This window comes from Colwellia sp. KU-HH00111 (assembly GCF_040362745.1).
Classification (GTDB): domain Bacteria; phylum Pseudomonadota; class Gammaproteobacteria; order Enterobacterales; family Alteromonadaceae; genus Colwellia.
Genome location: NZ_BAABWO010000007.1, coordinates 260789 through 282233, shown reverse-complemented (window position 1 = coordinate 282233; position 21445 = coordinate 260789). Strand labels below are relative to the sequence as shown.

General features: G+C 39.5%; 18 protein-coding genes and 1 riboswitch. Of the genes, 11 read left to right on the top strand and 7 right to left on the bottom strand.

What is annotated here, in order from left to right:
- Window positions 1-242: 242 nt before the first annotated feature.
- The 6 genes from ABXG98_RS14445 to ABXG98_RS14420 all read right to left on the bottom strand — a co-directional run bounded on the left by ABXG98_RS14445 (window position 243) and on the right by ABXG98_RS14420 (window position 6387).
- Entirely contained in the window at window positions 243-1004 is a 762-nt protein-coding gene (locus tag ABXG98_RS14445) for an SDR family oxidoreductase (RefSeq protein ID WP_353539393.1), read from the bottom strand.
- 62 nt (window positions 1005-1066) lie between these two features.
- Entirely contained in the window at window positions 1067-1954 is an 888-nt protein-coding gene (gene mmsB, locus ABXG98_RS14440) for a 3-hydroxyisobutyrate dehydrogenase (protein WP_353539392.1), read from the bottom strand.
- Window positions 1955-2017: 63 nt separating this feature from the next.
- Complete coding sequence (locus ABXG98_RS14435) at window positions 2018-3142, bottom strand: enoyl-CoA hydratase/isomerase family protein (RefSeq protein ID WP_353539391.1); 1125 nt, start codon at window positions 3140-3142, stop codon at window positions 2018-2020.
- Window positions 3143-3181: 39 nt separating this feature from the next.
- The gene (locus tag ABXG98_RS14430; RefSeq protein WP_353539390.1) at window positions 3182-3970 is read right to left on the bottom strand and encodes an enoyl-CoA hydratase; all 789 of its coding nucleotides are present in this window, start codon (window positions 3968-3970) and stop codon (window positions 3182-3184) included.
- Between the two features lie 58 nt (window positions 3971-4028).
- Window positions 4029-5186: an acyl-CoA dehydrogenase family protein gene (locus ABXG98_RS14425; RefSeq protein WP_353539389.1), complete on the bottom strand. Its 1158-nt coding sequence runs from the start codon at window positions 5184-5186 to the stop codon at window positions 4029-4031.
- 16 nt (window positions 5187-5202) lie between these two features.
- Entirely contained in the window at window positions 5203-6387 is a 1185-nt protein-coding gene (locus ABXG98_RS14420) for an acetyl-CoA C-acyltransferase (RefSeq protein ID WP_353539388.1), read from the bottom strand.
- 326 nt (window positions 6388-6713) lie between these two features.
- On the opposite strand from ABXG98_RS14420, the gene ABXG98_RS14415 reads away from it, so the two are divergent.
- The 11 genes from ABXG98_RS14415 to ABXG98_RS14365 all read left to right on the top strand — a co-directional run bounded on the left by ABXG98_RS14415 (window position 6714) and on the right by ABXG98_RS14365 (window position 19236).
- Entirely contained in the window at window positions 6714-7109 is a 396-nt protein-coding gene (locus ABXG98_RS14415; protein ID WP_353539387.1) for a MerR family transcriptional regulator, read from the top strand.
- Between the two features lie 78 nt (window positions 7110-7187).
- Window positions 7188-8357 carry an isovaleryl-CoA dehydrogenase gene (locus tag ABXG98_RS14410; protein ID WP_353539386.1) on the top strand — a complete coding sequence of 390 codons (1170 nt, stop codon included), beginning with the start codon at window positions 7188-7190 and terminating at the stop codon, window positions 8355-8357.
- Between the two features lie 49 nt (window positions 8358-8406).
- Window positions 8407-10014, top strand: coding sequence for a carboxyl transferase domain-containing protein (locus tag ABXG98_RS14405; RefSeq protein WP_353539385.1), 1608 nt, complete (start codon window positions 8407-8409; stop codon window positions 10012-10014).
- A 62-nt stretch (window positions 10015-10076) separates the two neighbouring features.
- Window positions 10077-10865 carry an enoyl-CoA hydratase/isomerase family protein gene (locus tag ABXG98_RS14400; protein ID WP_353539384.1) on the top strand — a complete coding sequence of 263 codons (789 nt, stop codon included), beginning with the start codon at window positions 10077-10079 and terminating at the stop codon, window positions 10863-10865.
- Between the two features lie 96 nt (window positions 10866-10961).
- Window positions 10962-12989 carry an acetyl/propionyl/methylcrotonyl-CoA carboxylase subunit alpha gene (locus tag ABXG98_RS14395; protein WP_353539383.1) on the top strand — a complete coding sequence of 676 codons (2028 nt, stop codon included), beginning with the start codon at window positions 10962-10964 and terminating at the stop codon, window positions 12987-12989.
- A gap of 10 nt (window positions 12990-12999) precedes the next feature.
- The gene (locus tag ABXG98_RS14390) at window positions 13000-13926 is read left to right on the top strand and encodes a hydroxymethylglutaryl-CoA lyase (RefSeq protein WP_353539382.1); all 927 of its coding nucleotides are present in this window, start codon (window positions 13000-13002) and stop codon (window positions 13924-13926) included.
- Between the two features lie 56 nt (window positions 13927-13982).
- Window positions 13983-14717 (top strand): CoA transferase subunit A, encoded by a 735-nt coding sequence (locus tag ABXG98_RS14385; protein ID WP_353539381.1) that lies wholly within the window; start codon window positions 13983-13985, stop codon window positions 14715-14717.
- Complete coding sequence (locus ABXG98_RS14380; protein ID WP_353539380.1) at window positions 14717-15373, top strand: 3-oxoacid CoA-transferase subunit B; 657 nt, start codon at window positions 14717-14719, stop codon at window positions 15371-15373. Before ABXG98_RS14385 ends, ABXG98_RS14380 begins: the two co-directional genes overlap by 1 nt.
- A gap of 225 nt (window positions 15374-15598) precedes the next feature.
- Window positions 15599-15696, top strand: a riboswitch (cyclic di-GMP riboswitch).
- Window positions 15697-15757: 61 nt separating this feature from the next.
- Window positions 15758-16117 (top strand): DUF3718 domain-containing protein, encoded by a 360-nt coding sequence (locus ABXG98_RS14375; RefSeq protein WP_353539379.1) that lies wholly within the window; start codon window positions 15758-15760, stop codon window positions 16115-16117.
- 233 nt (window positions 16118-16350) lie between these two features.
- On the top strand, window positions 16351-17517 hold the full coding sequence (locus tag ABXG98_RS14370) for a patatin-like phospholipase family protein (RefSeq protein ID WP_353539378.1): 1167 nt from the start codon (window positions 16351-16353) through the stop codon (window positions 17515-17517).
- Between the two features lie 72 nt (window positions 17518-17589).
- Window positions 17590-19236: an amidohydrolase gene (locus tag ABXG98_RS14365; RefSeq protein WP_353539377.1), complete on the top strand. Its 1647-nt coding sequence runs from the start codon at window positions 17590-17592 to the stop codon at window positions 19234-19236.
- On the opposite strand, the gene ABXG98_RS14360 is transcribed toward ABXG98_RS14365, so the two are convergent.
- On the bottom strand, window positions 19237-21204 hold the full coding sequence (locus tag ABXG98_RS14360) for a monovalent cation:proton antiporter family protein (protein WP_353539376.1): 1968 nt from the start codon (window positions 21202-21204) through the stop codon (window positions 19237-19239).
- Between the last annotated feature and the right edge of the window lie 241 nt (window positions 21205-21445).

Sequence of the window (21445 nt, the reverse complement as noted above, 5' to 3'; positions counted from 1 at the left end):
ACTTCATTTTAAAACGTTAAGTTAGCTAATAGTCATTAAATGAAAGTAGATAACTTATCAAAACAGCCAGTTGATTGAGCTTTTTGCCTCAACCCCTTGGAACTGGAGCGCATTGTAGAGACTTTTAACTTTAGGTCAAGCATAAAAAGCCTCTTTTTCAATTTTATTTATCAATATTAGCCCAAGTGTTCAAAGCTTGCACAATTTAATTAAAATCTATCCAATTAAAATGATAAATCGGCTTACATTGATAACCCACCATCAATTTCAACGACTCTTCCGGTAAAGAATTCATTTTCGAAAATATACTTAGCGGTATGAGCTATTTCTTCAGCTTCACCTAAGCGACCAACAGGTTTCATTTTTTCCAACCTGTCTCTCATTTCAGGTTTCATAGCGTCAGTCATAGCGGTACGGATAACACCTGGGGCTATGGCACCAACTCGAATACCATGACGGCCTAACTCTCTAGCCCAAGTTGTTGTCATAGCTACCACTCCAGCTTTTGCTGCCGAATAGTTGGTTTGTCCCATATTCCCACCACGTGCGATAGAGGACATATTAACAATTACACCTTTGCTACCATTTTCTATCATATGAACTGCAGCTTCACGGCCACATAAAAATACTCCGGTTAAGTTAACATCAATAACAGATTGAAACTGTGCCAGTGACATTTTCTTACTCACCACACCATCTTTCGCTTTAACAAACATGCCATCACGTAAAATGCCAGCGTTATTAATCAAACCATCGATACTTTTAAAGTCATCATTGATTTGTTTAAACGTGCTTTCAACTTGCTCTTCATTACTGACATTAGCAATATAGTATTTTGCGTTTGCCCCCTGTCCTTCAACAAGCTTGACTGTTTCTTGTAATAACTCTTCATTTAAATCAATTAACGCGATATTAGCACCGCTTTTTGCAAAATCTATTGCCATGGTACGACCAAGACCTTGTCCGCCACCTGTAATAACAATGGTTTTATTCTCTAAATTCATAATATTCTCTATTGGTATCTTTATACCTTTCTATATGTCTATAGCTATATTGACAACCGTATTTACTTGTCGAACAAATTAAATATACTGGAAAAGTCTTTACCGCCATTACCTGATGCTGCATGCATTGCATATAAGTTGCGAGCCAATGCTCCCATAGGGGTTGATGATTGGCTAGTGACAGCTGTATCCATAGCTAAACCTAAATCTTTTGCCATCAAATCGACCATAAACCCTCCTTGATAATTATTTGATGATGGCACATTTTCCATTACATCAGGGCAAGGGTTATAAACATCTAATGTCCAGTTACTGCCTGAACTTTTACTCATGATGTTAGATAACACTTTTGCATCTAATCCATTTGCCAACCCAAGTTGCAATGCTTCACTTGTGCCAACCATTAACACAGACAACAACATATTATTACAGACCTTGGCAATTTGACCTGCGCCATGATCTCCTGCATGAAAAATATTTTTTCCCATAGCACCTAAAATTGGTTCTACTTGGTTGAATTCATCGTCACTTCCGCCAACCATAAAACTTAATGTGCCAGCAACCGCTCCGCCAACACCTCCTGAAACAGGTGCATCAACAAAGTTAATACCTTGTTCTGCTAATGCTGTTGCTACTTTGCGTGACGTTGTAGCATCTATAGTAGAAGAGTCAATCACAGTACTGCCTTTAGCAATATGATTAATCAGCCCTGTTTCTGGTGACAAATACACAGCATCGACATGTTTACCAGCAGGTAGCATAGAGATAATAAACTGAGCATCTTTAACACAGTCAATAGCACTTGTTTTTGTGCTAGCACCTTGTTCAACCACTTGCGCTACTGCAGATTCTGATAAGTCAAAAACACAAACTTGATGTCCTGCTTTAACTAAATTAGTGGCCATAGGGCCACCCATATTTCCTAAACCAATAAATGCGATATTTGCCATTGTTCTTTCCTTATTAATTACAAGAGAAGTTCTTTAAAATAGTTTTACTAAAATACACGTTGACTAATTGTCTAAACCAACTAACGGATGTTGCTCTTGTGACCATTTCGATTCAAAGAACCAGTCGATAATTTTATTATCAACGGCTTCTACTGAATCAAAACGCCACTTTGGAGAATTATCTTTATCGATTAACAGCGCCCTAACCCCTTCAACAAACTCACCAAATTGCCCTGACTTAACGGATAGGTTTAACTCCATGCGAAAACAATCCGCCAAAGATAGTGACTCGCCTGACTGTAGTTGTTTATAGGCCAAAGAAGCACTTAGTGCACTGCCATGCTTAAGAGATTTTTGCGCTCGAGCGAACCATTTGTCTTCACAGTCAGCAGTGACTATAGCCTCGACAATGTCTTTCAGATTATCGAAGCTAGTCACTTTTTCAATTAAAGCTTTATGCTCAATAAGTTTAGCATCAGGCATGTGACTACTTGAGTCTTGTTCAAACTGAGTTAATAAATTTGCAAGCTTCTCATGGTTTAGCTCTATTGACTCTTGCCAATCTAACTGAGTTAACTGATTAATCAATAATTCTTTATTATCATTAACAATGAAATAATCAGCTAAATGACAGTGTTTAGCATCAGTTGCATTAATAGAAGCCCCTGTTAGCCCTAAGAATAAACCACAGTTATCAGGCATACGGTTTAAAAAGTAACTACCACCAACATCTGGGTATAGACCAATGCTAATTTCAGGCATGGCAATGCGTGAATTCTCAGTAACTACGCGATGGCTGCCGCCAACCATCATGCCTAGACCTCCGCCCATGACAATACCACCACCCCAAACAATAAAAGGTTTATTGAACGTATGGATAAGATAATCAAGCTGATACTCTTTGGTAAAGTATTCTTCAATGCCGGGTGCGAATTCACCTTGGTGCGCTTTCATTTCATTGTACATATGCACGATATCGCCGCCTGCACAAAAAGCTTTTTCGCCTTCACCTTGTAGGAAAACAGCAACAATATCACCTTGCATTTGCCACTCTTTTAACTGCGGAAAAAGTAAATCAATCATTTCACCACTTAAAGCATTTAATGAACGAGGTGAATTTAACGTGGCAACAGCAATTTTTTTGCCATTTGCACAATCAAGCTCTTGGAAAGTCACTACTTGAGTCATATAAAAATCCTAATTATTATGCTGCGATTAGTATAATCGCTATTTATTTAACCAAAGAGGTTTGCGTTTTTCCAAAAAGGCTTGCACACCTTCTTTTTGATCAAGCGAATCAAATAAATCAATAAACGCCTGACGTTCTTGTGGTAATGCTTGTGATATTGGCATGGCTCTATTTTTTTGAATAAGAGTTTTGCATGCCGAAACTGCAACAGGACTCTGCTTAGCTACTTTTGCTGCTAACGAAATGGCAGCATCCTTACCTTCCCCTTTAGCAATCACTTCTTCGACTAAACCTATTTGTAGTGCTCGCTCAGATTTAACACGCTCGCCACATAATATCATTCGTTTAGTCCAACCTTCGCCAACTAAAATAGCTAAATTTTGAGTCCCACCAGCACAAGGAAGCAAACCTACTGTAGCTTCAGGTAGTGCCATAACTGCATGCTCTTCAGCGATTCGGATATCACAAGCTAAGGCAACTTCTAGTCCACCGCCCATGGCATAACCGTTAATAGCAGCAATAGACACACCACGAAAACTTGATAAGGTTTCAAAAGCTTGACCAAAAATATCACTCATATTTTTAGCTACGTTCTTATCGCCATCAGCAAACACATTGAGATCTGCACCAGCAGAGAAAAACTTATCTCCACCGCCCGTAAGCACCAATGCATAAATGTTTTTATCTTCATTTAGTGATAAAACTAAGTCACGTAAATCAGTTAAGCTTTGCTGAGTCCACGTATGTGCTGGAGGATTATTAAAGGTAACTACCGCGGTATGCTCTATTACTTCTACCGTTAAAAATTGTGATGAATAATCAGACATTTTTTTGTTCTCTTTTCTTTATTGATATACTTACATCTTAAAGCTTATAACCTAAGGATTATAAGATTTGTCCAGCACCTTCAGTTAATAAACGACGAGCAATAATCACTCGCATAATTTCATTAGTACCTTCAAGGATTTGATGGACTCGCACATCTCTAAAGTGACGTTCTAATGGGTATTCTTTGATATAACCATATCCGCCATGAATTTGCAGCGCGGCATCACAGACTTGAAAACCAATATCCGTAGCAAAGCGTTTGGCCATGGCACAATAAGCAGTTTTTTCAGGATCGTTTTTATCTAATTTATCCGCAGCCAAACGTACAAGCTGACGAGCAGCAACTAATTCTGTTGCCATATCGGCAAGTTTAAACTGTAACCCTTGAAAAGCAGCGATAGGTTTACCGAACTGTTCACGTTCTTGCATATATTCCATCGCAGTATTCAAGGCTTGCTGTGCAGTACCTATTGAACAGGTAGCAATATTAATGCGTCCGCCATCAAGTCCTTTCATTGCCATAGAAAAGCCTTCGCCTTCATTACCTAATAAGTTCTCTACTGGCACTTTTACATTGTCAAAAGTAATTTGCCTGGTTGGCTGTGCGTTCCAGCCTAGTTTCTCTTCTGCTTTACCATAAATAATTCCCTCTAAATCAGCAGGAATAGCTAGCGCTGAAATACCTTTAGGACCCGCAGCCCCTGTTCGCACCATAACCACTAAAACATCAGTAGAGCCAGCACCAGAGATAAACACTTTCGAGCCATTAATAATATAATGATCGCCATCCTTCTTGGCAGACGTTCTTAAAGACGCCGCATCAGAACCTGAGCCAGGCTCTGTTAAACAGTAAGAGGCTAATTTTTCACCGGTAACTAATGATGGACACCATGCATCTTTCACCGAATCTTTACCCCAGGTAGCTATCATCCACGTAGCCATGTTATGAATCGTCATCATGGCTGTTGTTGCAGTACAGCCCATGGCTAGTTGTTCAAAAATGATCGATGAGTCTAAACGGCTTAAATTCAAACCGCCTGCATCTTCTGGCGTGTATAATGCACAAAAACCTAATTCACCTGCTTTGGTAATAACGTCTTTTGGGAAAACATGTTCCTGATCCCAGTTGGCACTATTGGGCAATAATTCGCTGTCGCTAAATTGTTTAGCGGTGTCAGCGAACATTTGTTGATCTTCTGTTAAATCAAAATTCATAATTATTTCCTAACCTTTAAACCAGTTCTACTGCAATAGCGGTAGCTTCACCACCACCAATGCATAAAGATGCCACACCTTTTGACAAGCCTTTATTTTTTAAAGCATGAATCAGTGTTACCATAATACGCGCACCACTAGCACCTAGTGGGTGACCAAGGGCACAAGCGCCACCATGAATATTGACCTTATTAATGTCTAAATCCATATGTTTAACAGCAAGCATAGTAACCATAGCAAAGGCTTCATTGATTTCGAATAGATCAACATCTTGTGCTGTCCAGCCAGCCTTATCTAATAACTTGTTCATTGCGCCAACAGGGGCAACAGTAAATTCAGCCGGTTTTTGAGCGTGTGTAGCATGAGCAACTACTTTACAAAGCGGTGTTAACCCTTTAGCCTTCGCTGTTGATAGTTTCATCATCACTAATGCTGCTGCGCCATCAGAGATGGAGCTAGAGTTTGCCGCTGTGATAGTGCCATCTTTTTTAAAGGCCGGACGTAATGATGGTATTTTATCTGGGCGGGCATTACCTGGTTGTTCATCGGTATCAATGACGGTTTCACTTCGTCGACTAGTAACTGTTACTGGCGTAATTTCATTTTTAAATGCACCACTTTCAATGGCTGCATTCGCTCGAGATAATGAGCGAATAGCAAACTCATCCATCTCTTCACGAGTAAAACCTGTTTCGTCAGCAGTTTCTTGAGCAAAACAGCCCATTGAAATGCCATCGTAAGCATTTTCTAAGCCATCAAGCATCATATGGTCAAGTACTTGACCATGCCCCATGCGCATACCAGCTCTTGCTTTCGGCAGTATATATGGCGCATTGCTCATGCTTTCCATACCACCTGCTATAGCTACTTCAATTGAACCAGCAAGTAAGGCATCATGTGCTTGCATTGCTGCTTTCATGCCTGAGCCGCAAACTTTGTTGATAGTGGTGCAAACGGTTGATAGCGCTAAATCTGCAGAAATAGCAGCTTGTCTCGCCGGAGCTTGTTTTAAACCTGCTGGTAATACACAGCCCATAATCACTTCATCAATTTGATCATTGCTTAATTTGGCTTGCGCCACGGCAGCTTTTATCGCACTGGCACCTAACTCAGGCGCAGTAACATTCGCTAAACATCCACTAAAACCACCCATTGGGGTTCTTAGTGCTGAAACAATTACAATAGGATCACTATTAGACATGAGGTTCTCCAAAATATAGAAGTGATTTGATTTTTGTTAATAATAATTAAATAGGTTAACCCAATATTACGTTTACGCCAACGTAAACTTTAGTACTAGTCTTTTGTCCACTTTACATTTTTGTAATGACATAGTTACAGTAACTCTGATTTTATAGAGAGAAAAAATAAGCGCCAAAATGCCCGTTAGTAAAATTACTCTCTATGCTTAACTTGCAAAAATCATAAAATAATAGCCCAAAACAAACTTTACGTTTACGTAAACTTCATGTAGAGTTATTTTAATTATTTGAGATAACTACACACAAGTTTAAACAAGAAATGACTATGATAAAAAAAGCAAGTCAAGCGCTCTACTCTATCGGGGACTTATCGAAAGAGTTTGATATTACTACCCGTAGTATCCGTTTTTATGAAGATCAAGGTTTACTTGCGCCAACGCGCAAGGGGCAAACGCGTATTTATAATCAGCGAGATCGGGTGAGACTAAAATTAATATTACGGGGGAAACGGTTAGGATTTTCACTTGCTGAAACGGGTCGACTATTTGAACTATATGATGCAGATAAATCGAGTGCCAAACAATTATCAAGCATGATGGCATTAATAGCTCAGAAAAAGAACGAGTTGAAACAACAACTCGATGATATTAATGCGGTATTGATTGAACTCGATGACTTAGAAAGTAATTGTCAAAACATACTGACTAAACTTACTCATTAAATTATTCATTAAATAAACAAATAACACTGATGGTTAACTTTACAATAGTTAATCCAATAAAATACAAAAGGAAAAGCCATGATTTCTTCATTTAGCTCACTTAATTTTAACTTAGGCGAAACTGTCGATATGATCCGCGATCAAGTCAATGCTTTTGCTCGTGATGAAATAGCACCGCGTGCCGAACAAATAGATATTGATAATGAATTCCCAAGTGATTTATGGAAAAAATTTGGCGACATGGGCCTATTAGGCATGACGGTTGAGGAAGAATACGGCGGTTCGGGTTTAGGCTATTTAGAACATATTGTCGCAATGCAAGAAATCTCGCGTGCTTCAGCATCTGTAGGCTTAAGTTATGGCGCAATGTCTAACTTGTGTTTGAACCAACTACGAAAAAATGGCTCTCATGAACAAAAATTGAAATATTTACCTAAACTTTGTACTGGTGAGCACATTGGCGCACTTGCCATGAGCGAGCCTAATGCAGGCTCTGATGTCGTTAGCATGAAACTACGTGCTGACAAACAAGGTGATAAATACATCCTTAATGGTAATAAAATGTGGATAACCAATGGCCCGGATGCTGATGTCTATGTCATTTATGCAAAAACTGATACCTCTGCGGGTTCAAAAGGGATTACTGCCTTTATTGTTGAACGTGATTACCCAGGATTTTCTCGCCACCAAAAATTGGATAAATTGGGTATGCGTGGTTCAAACACTTGTGAGTTAGTTTTCCAAGATTGTGAAGTTCCTGCCGAAAATATCTTAGGTCAAGAAGGCAAAGGTGTTCGTGTATTAATGTCAGGCTTAGATTATGAACGAGTGGTTTTATCTGGCGGCTCACTTGGGATTATGGATGCCTGTATGGACTTAGTTGTACCTTATATTCATGATAGAAAACAATTCGGCCAATCTATTGGTGAATTTCAGTTAGTACAAGGAAAAGTTGCTGACATGTATACACAAATGAATGCGGCCAAATCTTATGCTTATATGGTAGCTGCAGCTTGTGATCGTGGAGAAACAACTCGTAAGGATTCTGCCGCAGTTATCCTTTATGCTGCAGAATTAGCAACCAAAATGGCGCTTGATACCATTCAGTTACTTGGCGGTAACGGTTATATCAATGAGTTTCCTGCTGGGCGTTTATTGCGTGATGCCAAGCTTTATGAAATTGGTGCCGGTACTTCAGAAATTAGAAGAATGTTGATCGGACGTGAACTATTTAGCGAGTCTAAATAATTCATTCTATAAATTAATAAACATACTGAAAAACACATAAGGTATTCCCGTGGCTAAGATCATTTCAAAAATTAACACCCGCAGCCAAGATTTTTTAGACAATGCGGCTCACATGCAATCTCAAGTTGATGATTTACGAACTCAGCTTAATGAAATCAAGCTTGGCGGCGGCGAACGCTCTCGCGAGCGTCACCTTAGCCGCGGTAAATTATTACCCAGAGATAGAGTCAATGCCCTGTTAGATGAAGGCTCTGCATTTTTAGAGTTTTCACAACTGGCTGCTTACAAGGTTTATCAAGACAATGTCCCAAGTGCAGGTATCATCACTGGTATTGGTCGTATTAGTGGTCAAGAGTGTGTCATTGTTGCTAATGACGCTACGGTTAAAGGCGGCACTTATTACCCACTTACCGTTAAAAAACATCTTAGAGCGCAAGCTATTGCCCAAGAAAACAACCTACCTTGTATTTATTTAGTTGATTCTGGTGGTGCTAACTTACCTAATCAGGATGATGTTTTTCCTGATAAAGAACACTTTGGCCGTATTTTCTTTAACCAAGCCAACATGTCAGCAAATGCCATCCCACAAATTGCGGTAGTGATGGGGTCGTGTACTGCTGGCGGTGCTTATGTGCCAGCCATGGCCGATGAATCAATTATCGTCAAAGAACAAGGCACTATATTTCTTGCTGGACCACCATTGGTTAAAGCAGCAACGGGTGAAGTCGTCAGTGCAGAAGATCTTGGTGGTGCTGATGTGCATTGTCGTACCTCAGGTGTAACTGACCATTATGCTCAAAATGATAATCATGCGCTTGAAATAGCACGCTCGGTCGTTGCTAATCTCAATAGAGTTAAGCCTACTAACATTAATTTTCAACAGATGAGCGAGCCAGCCTACTCTAGCGAAGAAATATACGGCATTATCCCCAAAGACACTCGCCAACCTTATGATATTCGTGAAATTATCGCCCGTATTGTTGATGGCAGTAACTTTGATGAATTTAAAGCGCTTTATGGTAATACCTTAGTGTGCGGTTTTGCGAAAATATTTGGTTACCCTGTTGGCATTGTCGCCAACAACGGTGTGCTATTTGGCGAATCAGCAGAAAAAGGCGCACATTTTATTCAGTTGTGTGCTCAACGAAAGACACCATTGGTATTTTTACAAAATATCACTGGCTTTATGGTGGGCAAACAATATGAGTCAGGTGGTATTGCCAAGCATGGCGCGAAAATGGTAACTGCGGTTGCAACAGCACAAGTGCCTAAATTCACCATTTTAATTGGTGGCAGCTTTGGTGCAGGTAACTATGGCATGTGTGGTCGCGCCTACGATCCTCGCTTTTTATTTATGTGGCCAAATGCTCGTATATCGGTAATGGGCGGAGAGCAAGCCGCGGGAGTAATGGCACAAGTAACCCGTGATAAAAAAGAAAAGTTAGGTAAAAGCTGGAGTGAAAGCGAAGAGCAAGCTTTTAAACAACCCATTATCGATAACTATGAACATCAAGGTCACCCATACTATGCGTCTGCTCGTTTGTGGGATGACGGTATTATCGACCCTGCTGATACTCGACAAGTATTAGGTTTAGCCATTTCAGCCGCTTTAAACAAGCCAATTGAAGAGACCAAGTTTGGTATTTTCCGAATGTAAACAACCTCCTTAGAAAGCATATACAAAAGCGCAGATTAATACAGTGTATTAAGGTTAGAAATATGAACACAGCAAATAACAAAGTACTGGTAGAATTTAACAAACAAGGGGTTGCTACCGTTACCTTAAATACCCCAGAAAAGCACAATGCTTTTGATGATGAAATCATCATGCTATTAACAGCTATTTTTACTGACATTAGCAAGCGTGAAGATATCAGCATCATGGTGTTAGCATCAAATGGTAAAAGTTTTAGTGCTGGTGCAGACTTAGCCTGGATGAAGCGCATGGCTGAATACTCTTACGAAGATAATGTAAAAGATGCCAATGCCTTAGCGCAGATGTTAAAAGTCTTAAATTGTTTACCACAAACCACTATAGCTCAAGTGCAAGGGGCTGCTTTTGGCGGCGCAGTAGGATTAGCCAGTTGCTGCGATATTGTTATTGCTAGTACTAAAGCTAGTTTTTGTTTGAGCGAAGTTAAAATAGGACTTATCCCTGCCACCATCAGTCCTTATGTCATTAATGCAATAGGTGTAAAAGCCAGTCGCCGTTATTTTCAAACCGCTGAGCGATTTTTTTCCGATAAAGCACAACAACTTGGGTTAGTTGACGAAATAGTTGAGCCTGAATCCTTAAAAAATGAAGTTAACGCTATGATAGCCACCTTATTAGCCAATGGTACTCAAGCTCGACGTCAAGCTAAAAAACTTAGCCAAGATATTGCTTTTCGAACAGTTGATGATGATTTGTTAGCCGATACCAGTGAACGTATTGCAAAAATTCGAGTATCACAAGAAGGGCAAGAAGGGTTGAGTGCTTTTTTTGAAAAACGTATGCCACAGTGGTAATAAGCTGCAATCAATGGTTTTCCATTGGGAAACCGATAGATAAACCAAACACCTAAACCATAAAGTCACTAAACCTTGAATAAATAAGGGTAAAAAATGTTTAATAAAATATTAATTGCTAACCGTGGCGAAATAGCCTGCCGCATTATGAAAACAGCCAAGAGAATGGGTGTATTAACAGTGGCGGTATACTCTGATGCTGATAAAGATGCCTTGCATGTTCATATGGCAGACGAAGCAATTTACATTGGCCCTTCACCTTCACGTGAAAGTTATCTTTTAGGTGACAAAGTCATAGCTGCAGCGATAAAAACCGGTGCTCAAGCTATCCACCCTGGCTATGGGTTCTTATCTGAAAATGCTGACTTTTGTCGAGCTTGTGCGGCCAATAACATTACCTTTATTGGCCCGCCAGTTGCGGCTATTGAAGCTATGGGCTCAAAATCAGCGGCTAAAAACATCATGGAAAAAGCAAATGTGCCATTAGTGCCTGGCTATCATGGTGATGACCAATCAAGCACTATCATAAAAAAAGCGGCAGATGATATGGGATACCCTGTATTATTAAAAGCAACCGCAGGTGGCGGTGGTAAAGGCATGCGACAAGTATGGAGCGAGCAAGAATTTGAAGAGGGTTTAGCTGCTGCCAAGCGTGAGGCAATGTCATCCTTTGGTGACGATACTATGTTAGTAGAAAAATACTTAACTCAACCTCGCCATGTTGAAATTCAAGTGTTTTGTGATAATCATGATAATGCAGTGTACTTATTTGAACGCGATTGCTCAGTACAGCGTCGCCACCAAAAAGTAATCGAAGAAGCCCCAGCATTTGGTATGAGTGAAGAGTTACGCGCTCAAATGGGTGAGTCAGCAATAAAATCTGCTCAAGCAATTGGTTACCAAGGTGCTGGTACCGTTGAATTCTTACTAGACTTTGATGGTTCATTCTATTTTATGGAGATGAACACACGCCTACAAGTAGAACACCCTGTTACCGAGTTAATCAGTGGCCAAGATTTAGTTGAATGGCAATTGCGTGTTGCTGCCGGTGAAAAATTACCAAAAACTCAACAACAACTCGTACTCAATGGTCACGCCTTTGAAGCACGAATTTATGCTGAAGATGCCAATAATGATTTTTTACCTGCAACGGGTAAATTAACTTTATTACAAACACCAATTGAAAGTGAGCATGTGCGAATTGATACTGGCGTACGACAAGGTGACGAAGTAAGTGTTTATTACGACCCTATGATTGCCAAGTTAATTGTATGGGATGAAAGCCGTGAAAAAGCCTTAAAACGCTTAACTAAAGCCCTGACTGAATACCGCATTAATGGCGTAACGACCAATATTGACTTTTTATATAATTTAGCCACATCAAAACCTTTTATTGAAGAAGATATTGATACCGGTTTTATTGAGAAAAACCATGAGGTAATTTTTCATGATACTCAACAAGTGTTAAAAAACGAATTACCTATAGCCGCTTTATTTTTAGTGTTGTCTAATAAGAAAAAAGCACAACAAAACGCCCTGCAAAGTACAGATCCATATTCACCTTGGCACAATGCTGATGCTTGGCGTTTAAATGAAGCCCATACCCACACTTTGGTGCTCGCTCATAACGAAACTCATTATACCGTTGAAGTTGAACAAAAAAGACACGCAAGTGATACTTACTACTTGATTAATATTAATGGCGAGCAATTTGACTGCCAAGGCACAATGACTAATGACATTATTGTGGTAAATATCAATGGTCATCGTAGCCAAGCCACTATTAGCTGCAATGAAAACCACATCAGTATTTATAGAGAAAACGGTGTCTTTAATTTCAGCCATATTCTGCCAGATTGTGGACAGCATGAAAGTGACGATGGCCATGGAGGTTTGACCGCCCCCATGAATGGCACCATGGTGAGTGTCTTAGTAAGCCGAGGCGAAAACGTCAGTAAAGATCAACCCCTAGTGATTATGGAAGCCATGAAAATGGAGCACACTATTAAAGCTCCGAGTGACGGCATAGTTAATGAGATATTCTTCCAAGCAGGTGAAATGGTTGACGGTGGCGCTGAATTACTCGCTTTTTCTCAACAGTTAAATGCAGACGATGCGTCTTAAGGTAGAAAGTATGAATGACATTTCACTTCCCCTTCTTCCTGAACAGGTAAAGATAGTTGAAGTTGGCCCACGTGATGGGCTACAAAATGAAGTAACTCCGATCAGTGCACAAGATAAAATCGCATTAATCGAAAAACTTAGCACCGCAGGTGTCAGCTATATTGAAAGTGGTAGTTTCGTTTCACCTAAATGGGTGCCACAAATGGCTACGTCAACTGAAGTATTTCAAAAACTTAATCGTAAAGCCGGTGTTACTTATGCAGCCTTAACTCCCAACATGCGTGGTTTTGAAGGTGCGATAGCAGTGAATGCAGATGAAGTGGCTATTTTTGGTGCCGCTTCAGAAAGTTTTAGTCAAAAAAACATCAATTGTTCAATTGAACAGAGCATTGCTCGGTTTGCGCCTATTATGGACGCAGCTAGGAATGCAAAAATCAAAGTCAGAGGCTATGTTTCTTGTGTTTTAGGTTGTCCGTATGAAGGCGATATTGCACCTGAACAAGTAGCAAAAGTCGCTGAACAATTATACCAAATGGGCTGCTATGAAATATCACTTGGCGATACCATTGGTGTTGGCACCCCTGCCAACGTAACTAAAATGATACAAGCCGTAAGCGCACGCGTGCCAACAAGTAAGTTAGCGGTACACTTTCATGATACCTACGGACAAGCGTTAACCAATATTTACGCTGCACTACAAATGGGTATAAAGGTAGTCGATAGTGCTATTGCCGGATTAGGTGGCTGCCCTTATGCTAAGGGCGCATCAGGTAACGTTGCCACAGAAGATGTGGTGTACATGCTTAATGGTTTAGGTATTAATACTGCAATTGACTTTGAGCGACTACTTGAAGCAGGCTGGTTTATTAGTGAAAAGCTAGGTAAAACGCCTATTTCGAAAGTATCCAATGCTTACCTTGCAAAAAAATGTTCATAACACTTTATATGCATAGTGATGTATAACAAATAAAAGCAAACATTGAGGAGAAAATAATGGCAGGATTTGACAAAGTAGTCTCAAGCTACGAAGAAGCCATGGCAGGGCTTACAGATAATATGACAGTAATTGCCGGCGGTTTTGGTTTGTGTGGCATCCCCGAAAATTTAATTGCTGAAATAAAACGAAAAGGTACTAAAGGCTTAACCTTAGTATCGAATAACTGTGGTGTAGATGACTTTGGCTTAGGTATTTTATTACCAGACCGTCAAATAAAGAAAATTATCGCCTCATATGTTGGAGAAAATGCTGAGTTTGAACGTCAAATGATGGCGGGCGAACTGGATGTAGAATTAACGCCACAAGGCACGCTGGCAGAAAAAATGCGTGCTGGTGGCGCAGGAATACCTGCGTTCTTTACTGCCACTGGTTACGGTACACCTGTCGCAGAAGGTAAAGAAGAACGACAGTTTAATGGTCGTAATTATATCCTAGAAGAATCTATTGTCGGCGACTTTGCTATTGTTAAAGCATGGAAAGCTGATAGATACGGCAATTTAGTGTTTAGAAAAACGGCGCGAAACTTTAACCCAATGGCAGCGACAGCGGGTAAAATTACCGTTGTTGAGGTTGAAGAAATTGTTGAACCCGGTCAGCTAGACCCGGATCAAATTCACACCCCTGGCATCTATGTTAATCGCATTATTTTAGGCACTTTTGAAAAACGTATCGAACAACGTACTATCCGACCTGCTGATACCCGCCCATTGACAACACAAGGAGAAAAATAATGGCTTTAACAAGAGAACAGATTGCCCAACGTGTTGCACAAGAGCTTCAGGACGGTTATTACGTAAATTTGGGCATAGGAATTCCAACCCTTGTTGCTAATTATGTGCCTGAGAATATGGAGGTCATGTTGCAATCAGAAAATGGCCTGTTAGGCATGGGGCAATTCCCAACCGAAGATGAAATTGATGCAGATTTAATCAATGCCGGTAAACAAACAGTAACTATGGCAACCGGTGCATCAATTTTTGATTCAGCAGAATCTTTTGCGATGATCCGTGGTGGTCATGTTGATTTAACCGTACTAGGCGCGTTCGAAGTTGATGTAAATGGCAATATCGCATCTTACATGATCCCTGGCAAACTGATTAAAGGCATGGGTGGTGCAATGGATTTAGTTGCAGGTGCTGATAATATTATTGTCACTATGACACATGCGTCTAAGCATGGCGTGTCCAAACTTTTGACTAATTGCTCCTTACCACTCACCGGCAAAGGTTGTATAAAAAAAGTACTGACCGACTTAGCATTTATTGAAATTAAAGACGGAAAATTTCATTTATTAGAGCGAGCTCCAGGTGTTTCAGTTGAAGAGATTATTCAATTAACTGAGGGTGAACTGATTGTTGGTGATACTGTTCCTGAAATGCAATTCTAACTACCTTCTGCTCATCTTCAAAAAAAACAGGCACTTGTAGTGCCTGTTTATACAATAATACTTCAATCGCTTAAACTAAATTTTTTGTCTATCGTTTGTAACAATAAAGCGCAAACTCTGAGCAAAGCTGATTGCTCAATCGATTGTACTCTAACTAAAAACTTAAATTACAAATAGTTATATTATATTTGCTTTTTAAGCAAAAATTAGCGATACTTAAAGTTGACAAAGAAAAGGCAAACCCCACGAAAGTGTGTTACGCAAAACCACCGGCCTAAGGGGTTTTCTAATGTTAGAAAATCTACGGCAGCGGAGTCACCTCGTTAATAGGTACATCCCGTGGTTTTTTCTTTTAATAATCCATTTATATAAAAGGTTACTAAAATGAAAAAATTATTAATAGCTTCTACCATCACTGTTTTAACATTAACGTCTGTTGTATCGACGCCTAAAGCACACGCTGCTGACATTGCGCAAAGTATATGTGAGTATGTTGCTGCTGACGACAAGAAACGCATGCGTTCATTTTTAAAGACGAATAAATTAAAAATTCGTCGTATCTTCGACGGTATTCAGTGTAATGGCAAGAACATATTAGAGTTTGCATCGAATAGCGGTTCTGTAGAAACAGGTTCTTTGATAATTCGTAAATTACCAAAGAAAGTTGTTTCTGATAACTTAGCTGCGTTACAAACTGGATCGAAACCATTGATTGATGCTGCAAACGAACGCGTTAGCAGCTAATAAATTATTTTCAGCTAGGCATGCTGCTTAACTCTTTTTTATCCTTTTAGGCTAAAACAGTAATAAGTAGAAGATTAATTGTTAATAATTCTATGTCATTTAAAAAGCCAGCTTAATCGCTGGCTTTTTTTCATCTGTATTTCAATTGAAACTAGCAGTTAACTCTAAAACCACTTACACTTAAATCAACTATAAAAAAAATATCAAACAGATTAATGGTATAACAATAATCTATGACTAGAAGATGTAATTATGTTGCCAGTAATAATGCCCTAGTATTAACAGGCGGTGGTGCTAGAGCCGCCTATCAAGTTGGCGTACTTTCAGCCATAGCTAAATTTGTCCCTAGAAATCACGCAACCCCCTTCCCTATTCTTTGCGGTACTTCCGCCGGTGCAATTAACACCACCGCGTTAGGTTGCTATGCCTCTTGCTTTCAGCTAGGTGTAAAAAAACTAGAATGGGTTTGGAAAAATTTAAATACCAGTAAAATTTATCATAATGACACCTCGCGCGTATTTGGTCATATAGCAAGCGGTGTACTTGCCAGTTTTCAAGCTGATTATGCCAATAAATCACCCCATAGTTTGCTTAATAATGCACCACTTAGGCAGTTATTAAACTCGGTAATGAATTTTAAACGTATAGATAATAATATTTTACGTGGTTACTTATCCGCAGTTTCGGTAACCGCATCCAGTTATAGTACCGGAAATTCTATCAGTTTTTTTCAAGCTAACGATCATATTAAGCCGTGGCAACGTGCAAAACGTTGTGGACTGCCAATGCAACTTAATAATGAGCATTTAATGGCATCCTCCGCCATTCCATTGGTATTTCCATCAGTTAAAATAAAAAACCACCACTTTGGTGATGGCTCTGTTCATCAACTTTCGCCCTTAAGCCCTGCGATTCATTTGGGGGCAAAACGTATTTTTGTCATTGGTGTAGAGCAACCTAAGGAGCCTTTACATAGTAATGAGAACAATCCTCACCCGCCTACGGGGGCGACAATTGCCGGCCATTTATTAGATTCTATTTTTGCAGATACCATGAGTAGTGATTTAGAGCGGATGGCTCGTATTAATGAAACATTAAAGTTGATACCTAACAGCAAGCAGCAAAACATGGAAGGTTTAAAGCACATCGATAGCTTTATTATCAATCCCAGCCATGATTTTAATGCTATCGCCTTAAATCATTACCAAGAACTCTCTCTACCTGTAAGGTTGTTATTAAGAAGCGCAGGCATTAGTAATGACTCTGAATCAAGTATCATTAGCTATCTGTTATTTGAAAAAAACTTTTGTAGTGAGCTGATAAAATTGGGTTTTGAGGATGCGATGAAGCAAGAAAATAAAATAAGACACTTTTTAAACTTATCCCCAGTGAATATCTAGGGTAAAAAAGCTTGCGAAATATGATTAACTATTTATTATCAATTACTTCCTTTTACTAATTTGACAATAACAATGAAAAACATCCTTTGCCTTGCTCTTTTAGCCCTATTTCATTTTTCTGCCTTTGCTCAAACTACGCTAATAAAAAATATTAATGGGTATACCATTAACGATACAGGACAATTAATACAGTTTTCTGCGATACAATTTACTGATGATAAAATTGACCAGCTTTTTTCTGATAACAAAACACTACCATCAAATAATATACACATCATAGATGGCCATGGTAAAACGCTTTTACCAGGTTTAATAGATGCCCATGGCCATGTACTATCTTATGGCTTAAGTTTAATGCAAGTTAATCTAAATGGTGTTGTATCTGAGCAAGCAGCGGTTCAACGTGCAATAAAATTTCAGGGCAGTAACAATAAGTCACAATGGCTGCTTGGACGAGGTTGGAATCAGGTATTATGGGAAGATCAGCAATACCCAAAAGCAGTCTCACTTGATGAGTATTTCAAGAACACCCCTATCTGGTTTAATAGAATTGATGGTCATGCGGGTTGGGCAAATTCAAAAGCAATGCAATTAGCCGGTATTGACCGCACTTCTGTTTCACCCGATGGTGGTGAAATAATCAAAGACGAAAACGGTGAGCCAACAGGGGTTTTTATCGATAATGCCATGAACTTGATCACTGATAAAATACCTCCACTGTCTAACCAAGCATTGAAATCAGCCTTAGTTACCTCAATGAAAGCCCTAGCAAAATTCGGGCTAACTTCTGTTCATGATGCAGGAATTGATCATACTAATATTGCCGCCTATAAAGCCTTAGCCGACGAAGGCAATATGCCTATTAGAGTAAATGCAATGATTGATATTAATGACAGCAAACTTAACGCTTTATTAGCACAAGGTTGGTTTAAAACTGTCGATGATAAGTTTAACATTAACAGTGTAAAAATATCTGCCGATGGCGCGCTAGGCAGCCGAGGAGCGGCATTAATCAAAGAATACTCAGATCTAGCAGAGCATAAGGGTCTATTGCTTTATGATCCAAAAACCTTAGCTTTGTTGATGCACACTGCAATGAAAGCAGGTTTTCAAGTAAATACCCACGCAATTGGTGATAATGCCAATAAAATAGTGTTAGATCTTTATCAACATTATATCGCTGACACCAAAACCAAACACTTGCGACACAGAGTCGAACACGCACAAATTCTGCAATTAAAAGATATACCTCGCTTTGCCAAACTTGGTGTTATAGCCTCGATGCAAGCAACACATGCAACCAGCGATAAAAATATGGCACAAGATAGGTTAGGTAGAGAAAGGATATTAGGTGCTTATGCTTGGCAAAAACTAACTCAAGCCAATGCTATTATTGCTGGTGGCTCTGACTTTCCTATTGAATCAGCCAATCCTTTCTTTGGTATACATGCCAGCGTCACTAGACAAGATCATAAAAACCAACCTGAATCTGGCTGGTTTCCTGAGGAATCACTATCAATAAAACAAGCCTTTAAAACCTTTACCACCCAAGCTGCTTATGCTGCACATCAAGGGCAAATTATAGGCTCTTTAAGTAAAAATAAAAAAGCTGACTTTATCTTAATTGACCAAGATATTTTTAACGTCGATCCTTCAATAATATGGAAAACTAAGGTATTACAAACTTGGGTTGATGGTAAAAAAGTAGCCTATGAATAACTACCTCCCTTCTTGTACAAAACACTCAGCTCTTTCAACTCGCCTTGGTTTGCCGCGAACGATTAAAGTATCCTGAGCTTGCAATAATGTATTTTCAGCGGGTAATTCTATTTCATTACCCGCCCGCTTTAGGGCAACTACATTAACACGCCTTTTATCAAGCTTTAATGAGCCAATGGTTCTACCGCAACCATATGAGTTGGTGTTAATTAAAATTGCGTGGGCAAATTCAATTCTGTCAATTGCTTGAGAGCTCATATCAGTATGCTCTCCTTGGAAAAAACCATGTAAATGGTTGTAGTGGTTTTTACGTTCAGCTTGTACACAACGCATAATTCTTGAAAAAGGGACCCCCGTTAATGACAGTACTTGTGAAACTAACATCAAGCTACCTTCAAGGCTTTCTGGAACCACTTCATTTGCGCCTGCATCATGTAGCATTTCTAAATGGTCATCGTTACGTGTGCGCACCAAAATAGGCACCTTAGGAGATAATGTCCTAACCTTTTGTACAACCTCAGCAGACTGTTTATCTTCACCAAAAGCAATCACCACTAATTTTGCTTGTGATAAATGCGCGGCATTAAGTAACTCTGTTTGTCTTGAAGAGCCAAACAACACATTTTCACCTGCCTCACGTGCTTTACGAGTACGTAAGGGATCAATATCTATGGCAACAAAATCAATAGACTCCTGTTTTAAAAACCGACTGACTGTTTGCCCTACTCGGCCAAAACCACAAATAATCACATGATCATTTAAGTCTTTATTATCTGGCAGGTGCTCTAAATCAGTTGTTTGGGGAGATTTTTCCTGACTCAAAAATAGTGACCATGAACGTGCATGATCGATCATATAAGGAGTAATGGCCATACTAATGACCCCTGCTCCCAGTAACATGGAGGAAACATCACTAGGTAATAGAGCTACTTGGTTGGCAAGTGCAATCAGTACAAAGCCAAATTCTCCCATTTGAGCTAGCATTAAACCAGCAGCCCACGCATCCTTAGTTGACTCACCAGCCCGGCTAGCCAGCACTCTGACTACCATCACTTTAATTAACATAAAACTCAGCATTAGTGCTAGTAAATCGAGTGGCGACGACAATAACAAGCCAACATCTAACTTCATACCAACGGTGACAAAAAACAACCCCAATAAAATATCACGGTAGGGTCTTATATCTGCTTCTAATTGGTGTTTGTATTCACTTTCACCTAACATCATCCCTGCTAAGAATGCACCAAGTGCCATTGACAAACCAAACCATTGTGTCAGCGCAGATGCTAGCAAAGTCACTAGTAACGTTGTTAAAACAAAGAGTTCATCTGTTCTCACACTTGCAACTATATTAAAAACTTTCGGCAACAACCATTTGCCAATAAACAATAACAGAGTAACCACTACTACGCCTTTGAATATGGCAACAGTTAACGCCCATGTCATAGACGTCCCATCATCTAATGCTAACATTGGAATAATGATTAATAGTGGTACTACCGCCACGTCTTGAAATAAAAGAATAGCAACAGAAAGTTGCCCCGATTTTCGTTTCATCGCCCCGCTTTCACTCAACTGACGAATAACAATCGCGGTAGACGATAAGGCGAGAATGCTACCAACCACAAATGATGCTTCAAAACTCAGCCCGAAATACATACTGGCAACCATAAAAATCAACAGCGAAATGCCCACTTGCAAGCTGCCAACGGCTAACACTAAATGACGCATCGCCATGAGTCTAGGTAAGGAAAATTCTAACCCTAAAGTAAACAATAAGAATACAATCCCAAGCTCTGCAAAGTGATCATAATCAACTTGGTCTTGTGCTAAATTTAAACCATGCTCACCGACCAGCATGCCAGCTACTAAGTAAGCGAGAATAGCGGGTAACTTCAAACGACGAAAAACCCAGACAATCAAAACTGCGCTAGATAAAATGGCAAGTATTTCAAGATGACTGTTCACATACTCTCCTTAAAGGTTGATGGCATCATTGCCACACGGCAAATTATTGCCGTCAAGTTAATGACTCTTTAGTTTTTCAGAACAACCTAAAAAATCTTTTGTTAATACTGTCAATAAATAAACGAATAATCAAATAGTTATATAAAATAAAAAAAGCTTTATTTCCCTAAAACACAATACTTTCTGTTTGGAACGTTTTTTGCTTATTTACATACATTGACAACAAAGCCGACAAAGAGAC

Excerpts from the sequence above, each read along its gene's own strand:
- ABXG98_RS14445 (WP_353539393.1), bottom strand. The coding sequence starts at position 1,004 with ATGAATTTAGAGAATAAAACCATTGTTATTACAGGTGGCGGACAAGGT.
- mmsB (WP_353539392.1), bottom strand. The coding sequence starts at position 1,954 with ATGGCAAATATCGCATTTATTGGTTTAGGAAATATGGGTGGCCCTATG.
- ABXG98_RS14435 (WP_353539391.1), bottom strand. The coding sequence starts at position 3,142 with ATGACTCAAGTAGTGACTTTCCAAGAGCTTGATTGTGCAAATGGCAAA.
- ABXG98_RS14430 (WP_353539390.1), bottom strand. The coding sequence starts at position 3,970 with ATGTCTGATTATTCATCACAATTTTTAACGGTAGAAGTAATAGAGCAT.
- ABXG98_RS14425 (WP_353539389.1), bottom strand. The coding sequence starts at position 5,186 with ATGAATTTTGATTTAACAGAAGATCAACAAATGTTCGCTGACACCGCT.
- ABXG98_RS14420 (WP_353539388.1), bottom strand. The coding sequence starts at position 6,387 with ATGTCTAATAGTGATCCTATTGTAATTGTTTCAGCACTAAGAACCCCA.
- ABXG98_RS14415 (WP_353539387.1), top strand. The coding sequence starts at position 6,714 with ATGATAAAAAAAGCAAGTCAAGCGCTCTACTCTATCGGGGACTTATCG.
- ABXG98_RS14410 (WP_353539386.1), top strand. The coding sequence starts at position 7,188 with ATGATTTCTTCATTTAGCTCACTTAATTTTAACTTAGGCGAAACTGTC.
- ABXG98_RS14400 (WP_353539384.1), top strand. The coding sequence starts at position 10,077 with ATGAACACAGCAAATAACAAAGTACTGGTAGAATTTAACAAACAAGGG.
- ABXG98_RS14395 (WP_353539383.1), top strand. The coding sequence starts at position 10,962 with ATGTTTAATAAAATATTAATTGCTAACCGTGGCGAAATAGCCTGCCGC.
- ABXG98_RS14390 (WP_353539382.1), top strand. The coding sequence starts at position 13,000 with ATGAATGACATTTCACTTCCCCTTCTTCCTGAACAGGTAAAGATAGTT.
- ABXG98_RS14385 (WP_353539381.1), top strand. The coding sequence starts at position 13,983 with ATGGCAGGATTTGACAAAGTAGTCTCAAGCTACGAAGAAGCCATGGCA.
- ABXG98_RS14380 (WP_353539380.1), top strand. The coding sequence starts at position 14,717 with ATGGCTTTAACAAGAGAACAGATTGCCCAACGTGTTGCACAAGAGCTT.
- ABXG98_RS14375 (WP_353539379.1), top strand. The coding sequence starts at position 15,758 with ATGAAAAAATTATTAATAGCTTCTACCATCACTGTTTTAACATTAACG.
- ABXG98_RS14370 (WP_353539378.1), top strand. The coding sequence starts at position 16,351 with ATGACTAGAAGATGTAATTATGTTGCCAGTAATAATGCCCTAGTATTA.
- ABXG98_RS14365 (WP_353539377.1), top strand. The coding sequence starts at position 17,590 with ATGAAAAACATCCTTTGCCTTGCTCTTTTAGCCCTATTTCATTTTTCT.